The sequence below is a fragment of the Bacillus sp. PK3-067 genome, assembly GCF_056738645.1.
In genome coordinates this window covers 5,199,685-5,216,282 of record NZ_CP096490.1, presented here as the reverse complement: position 1 = coordinate 5,216,282, position 16,598 = coordinate 5,199,685, and the positions used below count along the sequence as shown (strand labels likewise).

Sequence of the window (16,598 nt, the reverse complement as noted above, 5' to 3'; positions counted from 1 at the left end):
GGAAGGAAACAATGATCGATTATGCATGGCTCATACCGCTTTTCCCACTCGTTTCGTTTTTGTTACTTATTATATTCGGGAAGAAAATTAGAGAAGGAAGCAGCGTACTTAGTATTTTTTTCGTCTTTCTCTCCTTTATACTTGCGGTACTTGTGTTAATAGAAAGGTTTTCAGAAGCAAGCGTGAAGCATAAGTGGGTGTGGCTTAGAGCTGGAGATGTGGATATATCATTCGGCTTTGAAGTGACTGCATTAGGAGCTTTAATGTTATTTATCGTGACGCTTGTGAGTCTACTTGTACATGTGTATTCGAAAGGTTATATGAAAGGTGATGAACGATTACCGACCTTTTACGCATATTTAGGACTCTTTACATTTGCGATGTTAGGGCTTGTTATATCAACGAATTTATTACAACTTTATATATTTTGGGAATTAGTTGGCCTTGGCTCATTTTTACTTATCGGTTTTTATTTCTTTAAAGAAGAAGCGAAGGCTGCTGCAAAAAAGGCTTTTATTATGACCCGTATTGGGGATGTTGGTTTATTTATCGGGATGATTTTAATTTTTTGGTACGCAGGTAGTTTTGAATATGACGCAATATTTAGGGCGATTTATACAGGGGATCTACCTCCTTACATGATTACAATAACAGCGATATTAATTTTTATCGGGGCGATGGGGAAATCAGGGCAGTTCCCGCTTCATACGTGGTTGCCAGATGCAATGGAGGGGCCAACACCCGTTTCGGCACTTATTCACGCGGCGACGATGGTCGCAGCTGGCGTATATTTAGTAGCGACGATGTTCCCTCTATTTTCAGCAAGTACAGTGGCGATGCAGACAGTGGCAATCGTTGGAGCTTTCACTGCAATCTTTGCGGCCTCTATCGGTCTTGTGCAAACAGATATAAAGAGGGTGCTTGCTTATTCTACAGTTAGCCAGCTCGGGTATATGATGCTCGCGTTAGGTTCTGCCGGTTATGTAGCTGGTATATTCCATTTAACGACACACGCTTTTTTTAAAGCACTACTATTTTTGGCGGCAGGAAGTGTAATTCATGCTGTGCATACGCAAAACATTAATAAAATGGGCGGTTTACAGAAGAAGATGAAAGTAACTGGTACGCTATTTTTAATAGGTACCCTTGCCATTAGCGGTGTTCCGCTGCTTTCCGGTTTTTTCAGCAAAGATGAAATTTTAGCGGCGACGTGGATGAATGGCAATTACGTTTTATTTACTTTAGCGGTAATTGCGGCGTTTTTAACAGCGTTTTATATGTTCCGCCTTTACTTTCTTGTCTTTACTGGAGAAACGAAGACGAAGGAAGAAGTGCATGAATCGCCTCGCGTTATGACGTATCCAATGATTGTTCTCGGCGTTCTCGCAGTAGTGGCAGGATATATAAATACACCATGGTTTGGGACGTTTCTCGGAGATTGGTTGACGAAAGATGTAGGGTTTAAGGTTGAAGAAACGCATGGACCAGTTTGGATTATGATTGTTGCGACACTCGTTTCATTTGCGGGAATCGCTCTTGCATATTTCATATATAGGAAGAAATCAATTTCTAGGAATTGGGCTGGGGGTACGGAAACATCGCTTTATAATCTTTTGAAAGAAAAATATTATGTGGATGAACTATACAACATGACGGTGATCCCTATTACGAAAGGAATCGCTCATGTGCTTCGCTTATTTGAAGTGTATGTAGTCGAAGGAATTGCAGTTTTAATTGCAAGTGTAGTGAAAGGCACAAGTAACCTTGGATCGAAACTTCAAAACGGGAATGTACAAGTATACGGTACTGTAACCGCGGTTTCGCTCGCTGTACTCGTCATTATTTTGCTCTATACGGGAGGGGATTTACGATGAATGATTTGTTGTTAACGTTCTTCATTTTTTCCCCGCTTTTAGGAATTTTATTGCTTGTATTAACACCGAAAAAGGAATTGCGTACAGTGCGAGCGCTTGGCTTATTTGGGACGGCACTGCCATTTGGAATCGCTATCGTCCTCGCTTGTACATATGCTTCTGGAAAGAATTTGTCACTATTCGATGAAAAAGTGAAATGGATTAAGTTCGGCGATTTTACAGCGGTAGATAAAAGGTGGTTTTCTATTTATTACGAGCTCGGTATTGATGGTTTGTCGCTTGTCATGATGGTACTGACGGCTCTTCTAGCAACGCTTGCAGCAATTGCAGCCTTTTCTATTAAAAGAAATTTAAAAGCATTTTATATGCTGTTACTCATGCTAGAAATAGGAATGCTCGGTGTCTTTGCTGCTCAAAACTTAATGTTGTTTTTTATCTTCTTTGAAATTACGTTGCCACCAATGTTCTTATTAATTGGAAAGTGGGGAAAATTGTCGAGTGAAAAGGCTGCGTATAGTTATTTAATATATAACGGTATTGGCTCAGCTATTTTGCTCATTATTTTCTCAATTTTGTTCGCGAAAACAGGTACAACAAATATTGTGGAGCTGAAAGAGATATTAAGAAGCGTAAACGCAGAGGGAGCACTCGTCATCCCAGGTAGTTTGCAGCTTAGTGTATTTATTGCCATAATGATTGCTTTTGCAATTAAACTACCTGTTTTTCCGTTGCACCGCTGGATGGTCAATGTACACATAGAAGCGCATCCAGCTGTAGTTATGCTTCATGCGGGTGTTTTGCTGAAGATTGGAGCGTACGGTATTATTCGCTTCGGGAAAGGGCTATTCCCGGAATATTTTCACGATGTTGCAACACTAATTGCGATATTAGGCGTAATTAATTTATTATACGGTGCCTTTTTAGCGCTCATCCAAACAGACTTTAGGAAAGTACTGGCTTACTCTAGTATTTCGCATATGGGAATTGTGTTAATGGGACTTGCGTCACTTAATGCACCTGGTACACAAGGAGCGTTATTCCAGGTTGTATCGCACGGTTTAATTGCAGCCTTGCTGTTTTTCTTACTCGGTGTTATAGAACAACGTTTCGGAACATCAGACATTACAGCGCTTGGTGGACTCGCAAAAAGTGTCCCAGTACTTAGCGGCTTCTTCTTAGCAGGAGGAATGGCATCGCTCGGATTACCAGGGATGTCTGGGTTTGTTAGTGAATTTCTTGCCTTTCTCGGTTTATTTCAAGGAGAGCCCGTCATTGCTGCAGTCGGTGTGATTGGCATCATTTTAACCGCTGTATATGTATTAAGGGCGACACTTCAAGTGACATTTGGAAAGAAAGAGTGGGAAGCAAAATCTGATATACACGGATGGGAGTATGTCCCTGTTTTACTACTTATCTTTTGTATTATTGCAATTGGAGTTATGCCAGAAATACTAGGGGATCCGCTTCAAAATACATTGAAAACATTGGGGGTGAAGTAGGATGGATATGAATACGTTATTTAGCTTATCGTGGCATCTAATGGTGCCAGAATTTATTATTCTCGGCGCCGCCATCCTCCTTTCCATATGTGATTTGTTTTTTAAGCTGAACCATAGATATGTAGCTCTTGGTGCGATTGCTGCCATCGTATTAGCAATCGTGTCATTAATTACTCTATATAGCGAACCGGCAGGAGATATTTTAAATGGATCGTTTGTGTTAGATGGATTTTCAAAAGGGTTTAAAACGTTACTATTAGGTGCCTCAGCCCTCATTTTATGCACCGCAATGAGCGATGATAAGAAGAATCCAATCGAAGATAAAGGTGAATATTATTACTTATTTTTAATGGCACTTCTTGGTGCGATGTTCATGGCTTCTAGTGTAGATTTTATTACCCTTTTCGTTGGTTTGGAGTTACTTTCACTTTCTTCTTATATTTTAGTAGGAATACGAAAAAAGAGCCGTGCATCAAATGAAGCGGCAATGAAATACGTCATTAGCGGAGGAATTGGAACGGCGATTACGCTCTTCGGAATGAGTTATTTATACGGTATTACAGGTTCAACTAACATTGTAGATACGCAAAAGGTACTCACTGGGGAACTCGCTAGTGGTATTCAGTTATTGTTAGCTCTCGCATTTCTTTTATTGCTAGTTGGTCTCTCATTTAAAATTGCCACAGTGCCGTTTCATATGTGGGCACCTGATGTGTATGAAGGAGCAGCTACACCTGTTACTGCTTTTCTTGGAACGATTTCTAAAATTGCCGGGTTCCTACTCATTATTCGTTTGTTCCTTATGGTTTTTGCAAGTGTATTAATACAAGGAGATATGCAATCTTTATATGGGCATATGAGTATATATATTGCGGTGCTAGCAAGTATTACGATGATTGTTGGGAATGTAGTAGCGTTAAAACAATACAATATAAAGCGTTTATTTGCTTATTCGGGCATTGCTCATGCAGGGTATTTACTCGTTCCACTTGTGGCATTATCACCATTTACGATGGATAGCATGTGGTTTTATATGCTGGCATATATGCTTATGAATATAGGCGCATTTGCCATTATCCACGGCTTAATCTTACAAAATAATGAGGAAAATATAACAATTTTCACAGGTTTATATAAAAGGTCGCCATTTACAGCGATAATGATGACAATTTTTATTTTATCGTTGGCTGGGATACCAGGAACGGCTGGCTTCATTGGAAAGATTAATATCTTTTTAGGCGCACTTCATGTAGAGCCAGCACATTACGTACTAGCTTCGATTATGATGGGTACGACAGTTGTTTCATTCGTATATTATTTCCGTATTTTACAACAAATGTTTTTCCGCACCGGAGAGACAGAAGAGAGAATACGGTTACCGTTAAATATAAAGGTTGTTATGAGTCTTTGTGCAATTTCGATTGTAATACTAGGGATTATGCCGATGATTGGGTACAATTTCTTTTATGAATATTTTCCATTAATGAAAGATTTCTTCTTCTTAGGGAACGTGGTACAATAGTGAAAATAAAAGGTGTGGAGTCAGTACTCTGCGCTTTTTATTTTGTGTTAACTTGTAATGTAGATATACGTTTTTGGAAAGAAAATCACGATGTAAAATGTAAGATGTCTATGTGCATTTGAAAAAGTGTAGCTCCTACTTATTATGGTATCGTTTTTATATTCTTTCATAAGTAGTAGCTGAGTAAAAAGGGGTCGATTTTTTGGCACAACTTTTAGGGCAACAAGCACTGATTGCCATTGTTTCGCATTTATTGTTTATTACCATTACGTGGTGGGCCTTACAAGGCATTCACATTGAGCGTTTAATGAAGTCCGGAAAAGTGCTGCAGACGCGAGTATTACTCATCTTAATTACAATTGCAATTGGGACATCTGTAAGTAACTTTTTCCTTGATTATTTAGGCTATTCGAAGAGTTTAACGTATTTAGTAAAGTAAGTGTATAGAACCTCAAATCTCCGTTAACAATGGGGATAGGAGGGGATGAAATTGAAGCTTAAAGCCATTCTTATTGTTGCACTTAGTGTTGTTTTATTTTTGGTTGGATATAGAGAGATGAAACCGATAAGCGATGAACAGAAAATGGAGAGCATGATCAAGGCTTTAGAGAAAAATGATGCTAAAGTAGAAAAATGGTCATGGTTAGCGAGAGAAACAAAAACAATTTCTAACATACATACGTTTCAAAAGTTGTTAAACGATGTGAAGGAAAAGGCAAATATTCAAAAGTGGGAAGTAGAGCAATCTCCAGATGGATATAAAGCTACATCCTATAAAAAGCTTTCTTCTTATGAAGAACGAGTAGTAGTAACTTGGAGTAAAGAAAATACTAAAGAAAACACTTTCATTATCTTTGAAGTAAGTGGGGCGAAATGGGACCCGAAGTATGTTCAAAACATGAATAAAATTTTTAGTGAAAAACCTATAATTTACACTTGTGTTCAAGGTGTACTGAATGATAAGATTGAAGGTGTTTTGCAAAATAAAACCAATCAGGTTTTGAAAGATCTTTCAGCAAGAGCGATCGAACAAGTAGAAGAAAGAGCATTTGTGTCAGTCTCCGCATACAATAAAAAGTGGGATGACGCTCTTTCAACAAATAGAGAGAAAATAAATGTGCAAATAGCAATACGTTCTACAGACAACAAAGATACAATTGTGGTTGGCACACCGATCATAACTTCTGAGTATTGAGTGAATAGATACTGAAAAAAGGACACGGAGGGGAATAATTTGGAAAAGATCATCGTCCGTGGCGGAAAGCGGTTAAACGGCACAGTGCGTGTTGAGGGCGCAAAAAATGCTGTATTACCTATAATCGCTGCAGCCCTATTAGCGAGTGATGGAAAGAATGTACTATCTGAAGTACCAGTTTTGTCTGATGTATACACAATTAATGAGGTATTACGTCATTTAAATGCTGAAGTCGTATTTGAAAATAATCAAGTAACAATCGATTCTTCTAAAGAACTAAACATTGAAGCACCATTTGAATATGTACGTAAAATGCGTGCATCTGTTCAAGTAATGGGACCATTATTAGCACGTAACGGTCGTGCTCGTATTGCACTTCCTGGTGGATGTGCAATTGGTTCACGTCCAATTGACCAACATTTAAAAGGCTTCGAAGCAATGGGAGCAAAAGTACAGGTTGGTAACGGTTTTGTTGAGGCATATGTTGAGGGAGAACTAAAAGGAGCTAAAATCTACTTAGACTTCCCAAGCGTAGGCGCGACAGAAAACATTATGTCTGCAGCTACATTAGCAAAAGGGACAACAATTCTTGAAAACGCAGCGAAAGAACCAGAAATCGTTGACTTAGCTAACTTCTTAAATGCGATGGGAGCGAAAGTACGCGGAGCTGGAACTGGAACGATTCGTATCGAAGGCGTTGATAAATTATATGGTGCAAACCACTCTATTATTCCTGACCGTATTGAAGCGGGAACATTCATGGTTGCAGCAGCAATTACTGGTGGAGACATCTTAATTGAAAATGCTGTACCTGAACATTTACGCTCAATTACAGCGAAAATGGAAGAAATGGGTGTTAAAATTATTGAGGAAAACGAAGGTGTACGTGTTATCGGCCCAGATAAGTTAAAAGCGGTTGATATTAAAACTATGCCTCACCCAGGTTTCCCAACAGACATGCAATCACAAATGATGGCATTATTACTACAAGCTGATGGAACAAGCATGATTACAGAAACGGTATTCGAAAACCGCTTTATGCACGTTGAAGAATTCCGTCGTATGAATGCTGATATTAAAATTGAAGGTCGTTCTGTTATTATGAACGGTCCAAACAGCTTACAAGGTGCTGAAGTAGCAGCAACTGACTTACGTGCTGCAGCTGCATTAATCTTAGCTGGTTTAGTATCAGAAGGTTATACTCGTGTAACTGAGTTAAAACATCTTGACCGTGGCTATGTAAACTTCCATAAGAAATTAGCTGCATTAGGTGCAACTATTGAACGTGTAAACGAAAAAGTAGAAGAAGTGAAAGAACAAGAAGTTTCTGATCTTCACGCTTAATTAAAATAGTCTCTATGTCTTTTGACATAGGGGCTATTTTTTTGGGTTATTACTGTTATAGTCAATAAATTCTATACTTATGCACGTACCAGTAAAAATATTTAGAAAATTTATGTTTTATACTCTTCCCCTTAAGTATGTTCTAAAAGAAAGAGTTGTTCCATAAGAATGAATGGAGTAAAGCTTTTATATTGGAGGAAAATAGGATGAAATTTTCAAAGCCACTTTTTATTACAGTAGCGCTCTTAATAGCGCTCGTTATCATTGTACCTGCAGCCCTTGTTATTCCATTTGCGAAAGCAAAAGTAGGGGAAGAAACGGCCTCTAACACTCCTCCAGCGATAGAAAGCATACCAGCTCCAGGAAAAGTAGATACAGCTGTTCAAGTTGCTGTATATCGCGAAAAACAGAAGAAGGTAGAAACATTACCAGTGGAGGAGTATGTGACAGGTGTAGTAGCTTCTGAGATGAATGCCAGTTTTGAAATAGAGGCACTAAAGGCGCAGGCATTAGCAGCGAGAACATTTGTAGTACAACGTATGCTAAGCGGAGGAAAGAAAAATAATGCGGACGTGACAGATACGGTGAAAGATCAAGTGTACAAAAGCAAAGATGAATTGAAGAAGCAATGGGGTAATAACTACGAAAATAATTTGAAGAAAATCGAAGAAGCCGTTTCGAAAACAGCAGGACAAGTTTTAACGTATGATGGAAAACCAATTTCAGCATCCTTCTTTTCAACGAGTAATGGCCGAACAGAAAATGCAGCTGACTATTGGGGAAATGATTATCCGTACTTGAAAAGTGTAGATAGTCCGTGGGATCAAGCCTCTCCAAAGTTTACGAGCGAGCAAACATTTACAGTAGCTGATTTTCAAAAACGTCTCGGTGTGAAAGTGCTAGCAGACGGGAAGGTTGGAAATATTAAAGACCTTACGGAAGGAAAGCGCGTAAAGGATGTAGCTTTTCAAGGAAAAACATTAACAGGAAAAGAAGTTCGTGAAAAGTTAGATTTACGTTCTTCTGATTTTACGTGGAAACAACAAGGAGATAAAATCATCGTTACGACGAAAGGCTTCGGTCACGGCGTTGGTATGAGTCAATACGGGGCGAACGGCATGGCAGCGGAAGGAAAGAAATATACAGATATCGTCGCTCATTACTATAAAGGCGTTGAAATAAAGACGATGAATGATTATGAAGGAAAATTGATGGTGAAGAAATAGGTGTCAGAACTCTGGCACCTATTTTTTTCTGTTTAAAATATCATAATTTTCCATTAACTGTTTGGTATAATAGGATAAAAAGGCATTTGGGGGAAATGAAATGGCGTTACTAGAGTTGAAACAATTAGGGAAGGCGAACCAGTTACCGGCAATTGAGCTAGAGGTGGAGAAGGGACAATGTATTGTTTTGCAATGCAATAATCATACAGCTAAAGTGTTACACCGCATCATTATTGGTGAAGAAGAGGCGTCGACTGGCAATGTACTGTTTGAAGGAGAAGCAATTGGAAAGAAAAATTATTCCCGCATCGGTTTTTGTTTTTTGAAAGATGAGGCATATGATCGTTTGAAGGTGAAAGAATACTTCAAATTTCTATTAGGGCTTTATGAATCAAAGATAAGTATAGAAGAAGTTGTGCAGTCTGTTGGTCTCCTAGATAAACTAAACGTTAAAATAGAAAAATTATCATTTTCAGAGAAACGCCGTTTTCATATCGGACGAGTGATGATTCATAATCCGGATTTAATCATTTTGGAAGAACCGGAGCAAAATGTAGATATAGAGAGTACGGTTATTATTCGAAAAGCAATTATGAAAATGAAAGAGCAAGGAAAGGCGATTTTTATTACGTCATCTTTTCTATCGGATGCCCTTTCGTTAACGGAAGATGTATACATACTAAACAATGATGGTGTGAAAAAAGTAGAAATTGAACAAGAGGAAGCAGAAAAAGTCGATGAAGAGAAGGTCGTTCAAATAATTCCGCAAATGAAGTTAGAAAGAATACCTGCGAAAGTGAACGATAAAATCATTTTACTTGATCCGATGGAAATCCATTTCATTGAAACGCAAAACGGAGTAACGCATATTCACGTTCGTGAAGGTGATTTCGTATGTGCATTAACATTAAGTGAACTAGAAGCAAGATTAACAGGTTTTGGTTTCTTTAGATGTCATCGCTCGTATCTTGTGAATTTACAAAGAGTGCGAGAAGTGATTACTTGGACTCGTAACAGTTTTAGCTTAATTTTGGATGACGAAAGAAAAAGTTCAATTCCGCTTTCAAAAGGACGCATGGATGAATTAAAAGGCGTGATTGGGCTATAAAAAGTGCTCCAATAAGCTTAACATGCGATCCATTCACCGGTGAAAATACTCCTTTTACCGGTATTTTACTGCGTAAACCCTTTGTTTTTCATATGATTGAGTCAAGAAAAGTGAAACAAACGAACGAAAAGCGCTAAAGCGACTTTCATCTATAAAGAAGAAAAACAAAGGAGATGAAGAAATGACATTGGCAATTGAAATGAAAGATGTAATGAAAAGTTTCGACGGAAAAACGGCACTTCGAAATGTAAATATTGAGGTGAAGCGAGGAGAGATATTCGGATTCCTCGGACCGAGTGGATCTGGTAAGACGACAACAGTAAAAATTTTAACTTCTCAATTGCTTCATAGTGTTGGAACGGTAAGAGTATTAGGGAAAGATATTACAGGACCAAGTAGCATCGATTATAAACGAATTGGTATTTTAACAGATAACAGTGGCTTATATGAAAGACTTAGCATTTATGATAACTTACTATTATTTTGTGAATTATATGATTGCAAAAAAGAACGAATCGATGAAGTACTAGCACAAGTGAATTTATTAGATGATAAAAAAACACCAGTAAAAAAATTATCAAAGGGAATGAAACAACGCGTCACATTAGCTAGAGCAATCCTTCATAAACCAGATATCCTCTTCTTAGACGAACCAACATCTGCACTTGATCCAGTAAACGTACAAAATATTCATAAAATCTTAAAAGACTTAAATAAAGAAGGAACAACGATTTTCTTAACGACACACAACATGGACGAAGCAGAAACGCTTTGTAACCGTATTGCCTTCCTTTGTGGCGGAGAAATTGTAGCGCTTGATACGCCAGAGAACCTGCGCTTGCAATACGCTAAGGATCAAATAGAGGTCGTATTAAAAGATAAACAAAAAGAAGTAGTGCAAAAAGATGAATTAGGCGCAAAACGTATTTCAGAATGGATGAACAAAGGAGAATTACTATCCATTCATTCACACGAACCAACGCTAGGAGATATTTTTATTGAAGTTACTGGGAGGGGATTATAATGACATTTTCAATGAGACGTGTATCAGCTATTTTTAGAAAAGAAGTACAAGATTTTAAGACAAATTCACAAGTGTTGTTAATGGCATTTTTACCAATTATACTTTCATTTTTGTTTAGCAGATTTGGAGTGGGAAAGGAAATGTTAGGTATTACTACTATAACGGCCTTCCTATTTGTCGCAGGCTTTGTTCAATCTATGGTAATTGCAGAAGAAAAAGAAAAACATACATTGCGTGTATTAATGCTATCACCGGCATCTTCGGTTGAAGTTCTACTTGGAAAGAGTTTATTAACATCGGGTCTGACGATGGTCATTTGTATTGCAAATTTATTCATTTTAGATCAGTTAAATATTAACCTTCCATTGGTAGGATTGATATTCTTATGCGGAACTATTTTGTTTATCGTACTTGGAACAATGATCGGATTACTTGCATCTTCTGTACCACAAACATCAATAATTGGAATGCCGATATTAATGACGATGTATTTGGCTGTACAGTTTGAGCCAATGGTTGAAAATAAAGTAATTAAGACGATGATTGGATATCTTCCAACATCTCATATTGTGAAAGCACTTAAAAGCTTAGTAGGTGGGGCGGCATTTAGTAGTATTAGTGGGCATGTATTAAATGTTGCAGTTTGGCTTATTATATCGCTCGTTGTATGTTTAATCGTATATAAAAAGAAACAATTAGACTAAAAACTGAGCCGAAACGCTCAGTTTTTTCTTTTTTCTATCATTTCCTCGGAAATTTTACAGTTCTTATACATATTTTTACAGATTTTGTCGAAAAGTAATTAGTTATACGTTGTATAGGATACGTGAATATTGTTCAAAATGATTGCTGAGGTGATGATGGAATGCGAGGAAGAAATAATAAAAAGTCGCAAAAGGTAGTACATTTATTTCAAAAAAGATGGGTGTTTCCGGCACTATACATTGCTTGTGCAGCGGTAATCTTAATGGTTGCGCTATGGTTCCAAGGAGCTAATCCGAAGAAGACTCCAAACCACGATCAAGCAACACCGTATACACAATCGGAAGATCCAGCAGTACCAGTAACGAAATCTTCAGAAGTAGTGAAAATGCCAGCTGCCGCGAATGCGGAAGTAGTCGTACAAAAGAAATTCTATGAAGATGCAGCAACTGAGGCGGAACAAGAAAAAGCACTTGTCTTTTATAACAACACATATTCCCCGAACAAAGGAATTGACATTGCTGCGAAGAATGGAAAAGAATTCAATGTTGCTGCTGCTTTAAGTGGTACAGTAACGAAAGCTGAAAAAGATTCACTTCTTGGTTATGTTGTAACAGTTGATAGTGGAAATGGTGTAGCGGTATCTTATCAAAGCTTAGGCAGTGTGAAAGTAGAAAAAGGTGCAAGAGTTGCACAAGGTGAAGTATTAGGAACATCCGGTCTAAGTGCAATGAATAAAGAGGCAGGCTCTCACGTTCACTTTGAAGTACGTAAAGACAATGTGGCTGTGAACCCTGAACGTTACTTAAATAAATCAGTAACAGAAATTAAAGCTGATGCAGGTGCTGCAAAGGCTACGAATGCTTCTGGTAAAAAAGCTGATGACAAATCTCAAAAAGAAGAGAAGTCAACGAGCACGAAACCAGAAAGTAAAACAGAAGACAAGTCTCAAAAAGAAGAGAAATCAACAAGCGGTTCAACTAGTGACAAAAAAGAAGAACCGAAGAAAGAAGAAAAATCAACAAATGGTTCTACAGAATCATCTAACGATTCTTCTTCACAAGAATAAGAAAGTGAAAAAATCAGTTCCCACTAGGGGAGCTGATTTTTTTATTTTTATATAAAAATACTCAATTTCGAGAAAAAAGTTGCAAAAACAAGGAAAAATGACGAGATTCTCGAATATATATTACAAAAGGGAGGGGATACTGTGTCATTTTTATTTGTTCTGTCGACTGCTATTATTTTATTGTTTGTTTTATTCACCTTATATTATTATATTGCCGGTAAGAAAGAGGTTCCCCACCATCAATTATTAGAAGAAGAGTTTGAAAGAGAAGAATGACGCCTTACATATAAGGTGTCATTTTTTTTCGCCAAAATAGTCACTGTTAACGTATTTCTCACAAAAAAACGTAATTTTTCTTAACTTAGTCCGCAAAAATAGTGAACATGTAGCATATATCAGTAGTGCGGGCAATACAATGGTATAAACCAAAGCAAAGAGAGTGTTTGAGGTGAGAAATCGTGAATCATTTCATTATAAATCCAAGAATGTTTAACGCTTACAAACAGCACTCACACTTACTTCTTAGTCGTATGCAGCGAGGCTCATTTCACCCTTCTCACATCCAAATTAGGGAGGCGAGTGGTGTGCACGATTACATCAAAGAGAGAACTATCAAGATTGGTAAGTATATCGTGGAGACAAGAAAGACAGTGCGTGTCATTGCAAAGGAATTTGGGGTATCAAAGAGTACAGTCCATAAAGATTTAACAGAACGTCTACCAGAAATTAATCCAGAGCTCGCAAATGAAGTGAAAGAAATTCTTGATTATCATAAGTCTATTCGTCATTTAAGAGGTGGAGAAGCAACAAAGCAAAAGTATAGAAAAGAAGATGTAGAGAAGCCTGTACGTCAATAATGTTACAATAGCAAACATTCCGTTCACATTCGGTAATATTTTTCAGAAGAATTCTTTTTGCGAATATTACGTTTCTGTTAAATTTATGATAAAATCAGAAATTAGGTGAAAAGAATTCGGGTGTAACCTGATTTTGAATATCGAGGAGGAAAAAACGGGAATGTTTGCGCGAGATATCGGAATTGACCTAGGTACGGCTAACGTATTAATTCATGTTAAAGGTAAGGGTATTGTATTAAATGAGCCATCTGTTGTGGCAATTGATCGTAATAGTGGTAAAGTATTAGCAGTAGGTGAAGAAGCGAGAAGTATGGTGGGACGTACACCGGGTAATATTGTAGCAATTCGTCCACTTAAAGATGGTGTAATCGCAGACTTCGAAATTACAGAAGCAATGTTAAAGTATTTCATTAACAAATTGGACGTAAAGAGCTTCTTTTCAAAACCTCGTATTTTAATTTGTTGTCCAACAAATATTACATCAGTAGAACAAAAAGCAATTCGTGAAGCTGCTGAACGTTCAGGTGGTAAAACAGTATTTTTAGAAGAAGAACCAAAAGTAGCCGCAGTTGGTGCTGGTATGGAAATCTTCCAACCAAGCGGTAACATGGTTGTTGATATTGGTGGAGGTACAACAGATATCGCTGTACTATCTATGGGTGATATTGTTACCTCTTCCTCTATCAAAATGGCTGGCGATAAGTTTGATATGGAGATCTTAAACTATATTAAACGTAAGTATAAGCTATTAATCGGAGAACGTACTTCAGAAGATATTAAAATTAAAGTTGGTACAGTATTCCCAGGTGCACGTAGCGAAGAGCTTGAAATTCGCGGACGTGACATGGTAACAGGCTTACCACGTACAATTACAGTATGCTCTGAAGAAATTACAGAAGCATTAAAAGAAAATGCAGCTGTTATTGTACAAGCTGCAAAAGGCGTATTAGAGCGCACACCACCAGAATTATCTGCAGATATCATCGACCGCGGTGTTATTCTAACAGGCGGTGGAGCTTTACTACACGGTATCGACATGCTTTTAGCAGAAGAACTAAAAGTACCAGTATTAATTGCTGAAAACCCAATGCACTGCGTTGCGGTTGGTACAGGTATTATGTTAGAGAATATCGATAGATTACCAAAGCGTGCTTTGAGATAATTTGAAAGAACTAAGGCTGACGCCTTAGTTCTTTTTTTTCGTTTTTATATTTTTTTATTTTGATTTTTTGCGAAAATGGAAGGAAAATAGAGAAATCTGAAGGAAACAGGTAAAATATTCATATATATGGTTAAATTTAATATTTCCTTAATTGAAAACGTTTATAATATAATGAGTCGAATACGACATTAAGGCAAATAATGTTTCAATACATATTGCCTTTCCCTAATTTGGGCATACACTCCTTTCCACCTCCGTGTCAGTTGCAAAAATGTGCAACTATTTTAATGGAATAGAGTGTGTGCATTTTTTTTTTAGGAAGTTGTACTAAATATAAAATGTTACTTTGTAATGACAAACAATAAACAAAATGGGATAATAGCAATATGTCCAAGTGGTAAGACCAATATTACAAAAGGGGCGATTGTTACATGCTAAATATAGAACAAATTAAAGAAATCATTCCTCACCGCTATCCATTTTTACTTGTTGATAAAATATTAGAAGTAGATGAAGGTAAAAGAGCGGTTGGGATTAAAAATGTATCCGCAAACGAAGAATTCTTTAACGGACACTTCCCTGACTATGCAGTTATGCCTGGTGTACTTATTGTAGAAGCATTAGCACAAGTCGGAGCAGTTGCAGTATTAAAGAAAGAAGAAAATCGCGGAAGACTTGCTTTCTTTGCAGGTATCGACAATTGCCGTTTCAAAAAACAAGTACGACCAGGTGATCAGCTTCGTCTAGAAGTAGAAATGACACGCGTACGCGGCCCAATTGGAAAAGGAAAAGCAATCGCAACAGTAGATGGTGAAGTTGCATGTGAGGCAGAAATTACATTTGCGATTGGTGATAAAAAAGAATAGATAGTACTAAAAAATCTCCTTGTGAAAAGACAAGGGGATTTTTTAATTTCTGCTATATAACGATTAAACAATAATATACAAACTAATCAGAAAATATCTTGTAAATAGATGGTAATTACCATATACTTACTTTATTATTTATCTAGAAAACAGGATAAGTGATAAAGGTAATAAAGAAATAAGGGCATTGTCATATTGTTAAGGTACTTAAATAAGACAAAATAGGATGTTATTGATTATGATGAAATGTGGGGAACTCAGCAAGAATATTAATTAGACGTATGAAATCGAGCATAAGAGAGAGAAAAGGGAAATGTCGCATTTCACAAAAGGAGATTATGAATATGTTCGGGAGAAAGAAAAGAAAACCATTACGACAATTAATTACACATAAAGAGCCTAAATCGCGTATTACAGAACAATACCGTAACATTCGTACAAACATTGAGTTTACATCTGTAGATAATCATATTCGTTCTATTATTGTTACTTCAGCCGATCCAGGTGATGGGAAAACAACAACAATCTCAAACTTAGCAGTTGTTTTCGGACAACAAGGAAAGAAAGTTTTATTAATTGGAGCTGACTTGCGTAAGCCGACGATACAAAACTTATTTGCCATTCATAGTTCAAATGGGCTAACGAACTTATTATCAGGACAAGCAAAACTTATGCAATGCATTCAAAAAACAGATATAGAGAACGTATACTTAATGGCAGCAGGTCCAATCCCGCCAAACCCAGCAGAACTATTAGGGAGCCGGGCAATGGACGAGGCGTTGCTAGAAGCATATAACATGTTTGATATTATATTAATTGACACACCACCTGTCCTTGCGGTTACAGATGCACAAATACTTGCGAATAAATGCGATGGAATCGTACTCGTTGTACGAAGTGAAAAGACGGAAAAAGATAAAATCGTAAAAGCGAAACAAATATTAGATAAAGCATCAGGCAAACTACTTGGAGTCGTTTTAAACGATAAAAGAGAAGAAAAAGAGCAGTATGGTTATTACTAAAATATAAAAAGCCAACAAAATTTTGTTGGCTTTTTTGTTTTCTGAAAATTATTTATCAAGTTATACAGTGTAAAAAGCATGATATGATAAAATTTTTGGGAAATCATTGGAATGTGTTGTCATATTTA

At 37.2% G+C, this 16,598-nt stretch carries 16 protein-coding genes; all 16 read left to right on the top strand.

The annotated features are described in order from the left end of the window. The first annotated feature begins 11 nt into the window (after positions 1–11). The 16 genes from nuoL to M1D73_RS26840 all read left to right on the top strand — a co-directional run bounded on the left by nuoL (position 12) and on the right by M1D73_RS26840 (position 16,470). Complete coding sequence (gene nuoL, locus M1D73_RS26915; RefSeq protein WP_000568229.1) at positions 12–1,874, top strand: NADH-quinone oxidoreductase subunit L; 1,863 nt, start codon at positions 12–14, stop codon at positions 1,872–1,874. Further along, the gene (locus tag M1D73_RS26910) at positions 1,871–3,373 is read left to right on the top strand and encodes an NADH-quinone oxidoreductase subunit M (RefSeq protein WP_121868349.1); all 1,503 of its coding nucleotides are present in this window, start codon (positions 1,871–1,873) and stop codon (positions 3,371–3,373) included. The genes nuoL and M1D73_RS26910 overlap by 4 nt, the downstream gene beginning before the upstream one ends. Before the next feature lie 7 nt (positions 3,374–3,380). Next, positions 3,381–4,895, top strand: coding sequence for an NADH-quinone oxidoreductase subunit NuoN (gene nuoN, locus M1D73_RS26905; protein WP_345703614.1), 1,515 nt, complete (start codon positions 3,381–3,383; stop codon positions 4,893–4,895). A gap of 202 nt (positions 4,896–5,097) precedes the next feature. Then, positions 5,098–5,334 (top strand): DUF1146 family protein, encoded by a 237-nt coding sequence (locus tag M1D73_RS26900; RefSeq protein WP_000057889.1) that lies wholly within the window; start codon positions 5,098–5,100, stop codon positions 5,332–5,334. Between the two features lie 51 nt (positions 5,335–5,385). After that, a complete protein-coding gene (locus M1D73_RS26895; RefSeq protein ID WP_000767916.1) occupies positions 5,386–6,090 on the top strand; it encodes a YwmB family TATA-box binding protein in 705 nt (234 codons plus the stop codon). Positions 6,091–6,129: 39 nt separating this feature from the next. Then, positions 6,130–7,434 (top strand): UDP-N-acetylglucosamine 1-carboxyvinyltransferase, encoded by a 1,305-nt coding sequence (murA, locus tag M1D73_RS26890; protein WP_000411274.1) that lies wholly within the window; start codon positions 6,130–6,132, stop codon positions 7,432–7,434. Positions 7,435–7,640: 206 nt separating this feature from the next. Beyond that, positions 7,641–8,660 (top strand): stage II sporulation protein D, encoded by a 1,020-nt coding sequence (spoIID, locus tag M1D73_RS26885; protein ID WP_086401092.1) that lies wholly within the window; start codon positions 7,641–7,643, stop codon positions 8,658–8,660. A gap of 100 nt (positions 8,661–8,760) precedes the next feature. Beyond that, positions 8,761–9,768, top strand: a complete 1,008-nt coding sequence (locus tag M1D73_RS26880) for a LytTR family transcriptional regulator DNA-binding domain-containing protein (protein ID WP_098212615.1) — start codon at positions 8,761–8,763, stop codon at positions 9,766–9,768. A gap of 181 nt (positions 9,769–9,949) precedes the next feature. Further along, positions 9,950–10,792, top strand: a complete 843-nt coding sequence (locus M1D73_RS26875) for an ABC transporter ATP-binding protein (RefSeq protein WP_071740949.1) — start codon at positions 9,950–9,952, stop codon at positions 10,790–10,792. After that, a complete protein-coding gene (locus tag M1D73_RS26870; protein WP_060851504.1) occupies positions 10,792–11,496 on the top strand; it encodes an ABC transporter permease in 705 nt (234 codons plus the stop codon). Before M1D73_RS26875 ends, M1D73_RS26870 begins: the two co-directional genes overlap by 1 nt. A 161-nt stretch (positions 11,497–11,657) precedes the next feature. After that, positions 11,658–12,563 carry a stage II sporulation protein SpoIIQ gene (gene spoIIQ, locus M1D73_RS26865; RefSeq protein WP_001214926.1) on the top strand — a complete coding sequence of 302 codons (906 nt, stop codon included), beginning with the start codon at positions 11,658–11,660 and terminating at the stop codon, positions 12,561–12,563. A gap of 141 nt (positions 12,564–12,704) precedes the next feature. After that, positions 12,705–12,839: a hypothetical protein gene (locus M1D73_RS26860; protein ID WP_000008901.1), complete on the top strand. Its 135-nt coding sequence runs from the start codon at positions 12,705–12,707 to the stop codon at positions 12,837–12,839. A gap of 308 nt (positions 12,840–13,147) precedes the next feature. Then, the gene (gene spoIIID / locus M1D73_RS26855; protein WP_000544012.1) at positions 13,148–13,420 is read left to right on the top strand and encodes a sporulation transcriptional regulator SpoIIID; all 273 of its coding nucleotides are present in this window, start codon (positions 13,148–13,150) and stop codon (positions 13,418–13,420) included. A 160-nt stretch (positions 13,421–13,580) separates the two neighbouring features. Further along, positions 13,581–14,582, top strand: coding sequence for a rod shape-determining protein (gene mreB / locus M1D73_RS26850; RefSeq protein ID WP_000457978.1), 1,002 nt, complete (start codon positions 13,581–13,583; stop codon positions 14,580–14,582). 431 nt (positions 14,583–15,013) lie between these two features. Next, complete coding sequence (fabZ, locus tag M1D73_RS26845) at positions 15,014–15,448, top strand: 3-hydroxyacyl-ACP dehydratase FabZ (protein WP_000931959.1); 435 nt, start codon at positions 15,014–15,016, stop codon at positions 15,446–15,448. 344 nt (positions 15,449–15,792) lie between these two features. Next, positions 15,793–16,470 (top strand): CpsD/CapB family tyrosine-protein kinase, encoded by a 678-nt coding sequence (locus M1D73_RS26840; RefSeq protein ID WP_000467938.1) that lies wholly within the window; start codon positions 15,793–15,795, stop codon positions 16,468–16,470. The last annotated feature ends 128 nt before the right edge of the window (positions 16,471–16,598 follow it).

Coding starts and splice junctions, on each gene's coding strand:
- M1D73_RS26870 (WP_060851504.1), top strand. CDS start 10,792: ATGACATTTTCAATGAGACGTGTATCAGCTATTTTTAGAAAAGAAGTA.
- mreB (WP_000457978.1), top strand. CDS start 13,581: ATGTTTGCGCGAGATATCGGAATTGACCTAGGTACGGCTAACGTATTA.
- nuoL (WP_000568229.1), top strand. CDS start 12: ATGATCGATTATGCATGGCTCATACCGCTTTTCCCACTCGTTTCGTTT.
- M1D73_RS26875 (WP_071740949.1), top strand. CDS start 9,950: ATGACATTGGCAATTGAAATGAAAGATGTAATGAAAAGTTTCGACGGA.
- M1D73_RS26880 (WP_098212615.1), top strand. CDS start 8,761: ATGGCGTTACTAGAGTTGAAACAATTAGGGAAGGCGAACCAGTTACCG.
- M1D73_RS26910 (WP_121868349.1), top strand. CDS start 1,871: ATGAATGATTTGTTGTTAACGTTCTTCATTTTTTCCCCGCTTTTAGGA.
- fabZ (WP_000931959.1), top strand. CDS start 15,014: ATGCTAAATATAGAACAAATTAAAGAAATCATTCCTCACCGCTATCCA.
- nuoN (WP_345703614.1), top strand. CDS start 3,381: ATGAATACGTTATTTAGCTTATCGTGGCATCTAATGGTGCCAGAATTT.
- M1D73_RS26840 (WP_000467938.1), top strand. CDS start 15,793: ATGTTCGGGAGAAAGAAAAGAAAACCATTACGACAATTAATTACACAT.
- spoIID (WP_086401092.1), top strand. CDS start 7,641: ATGAAATTTTCAAAGCCACTTTTTATTACAGTAGCGCTCTTAATAGCG.
- spoIIQ (WP_001214926.1), top strand. CDS start 11,658: ATGCGAGGAAGAAATAATAAAAAGTCGCAAAAGGTAGTACATTTATTT.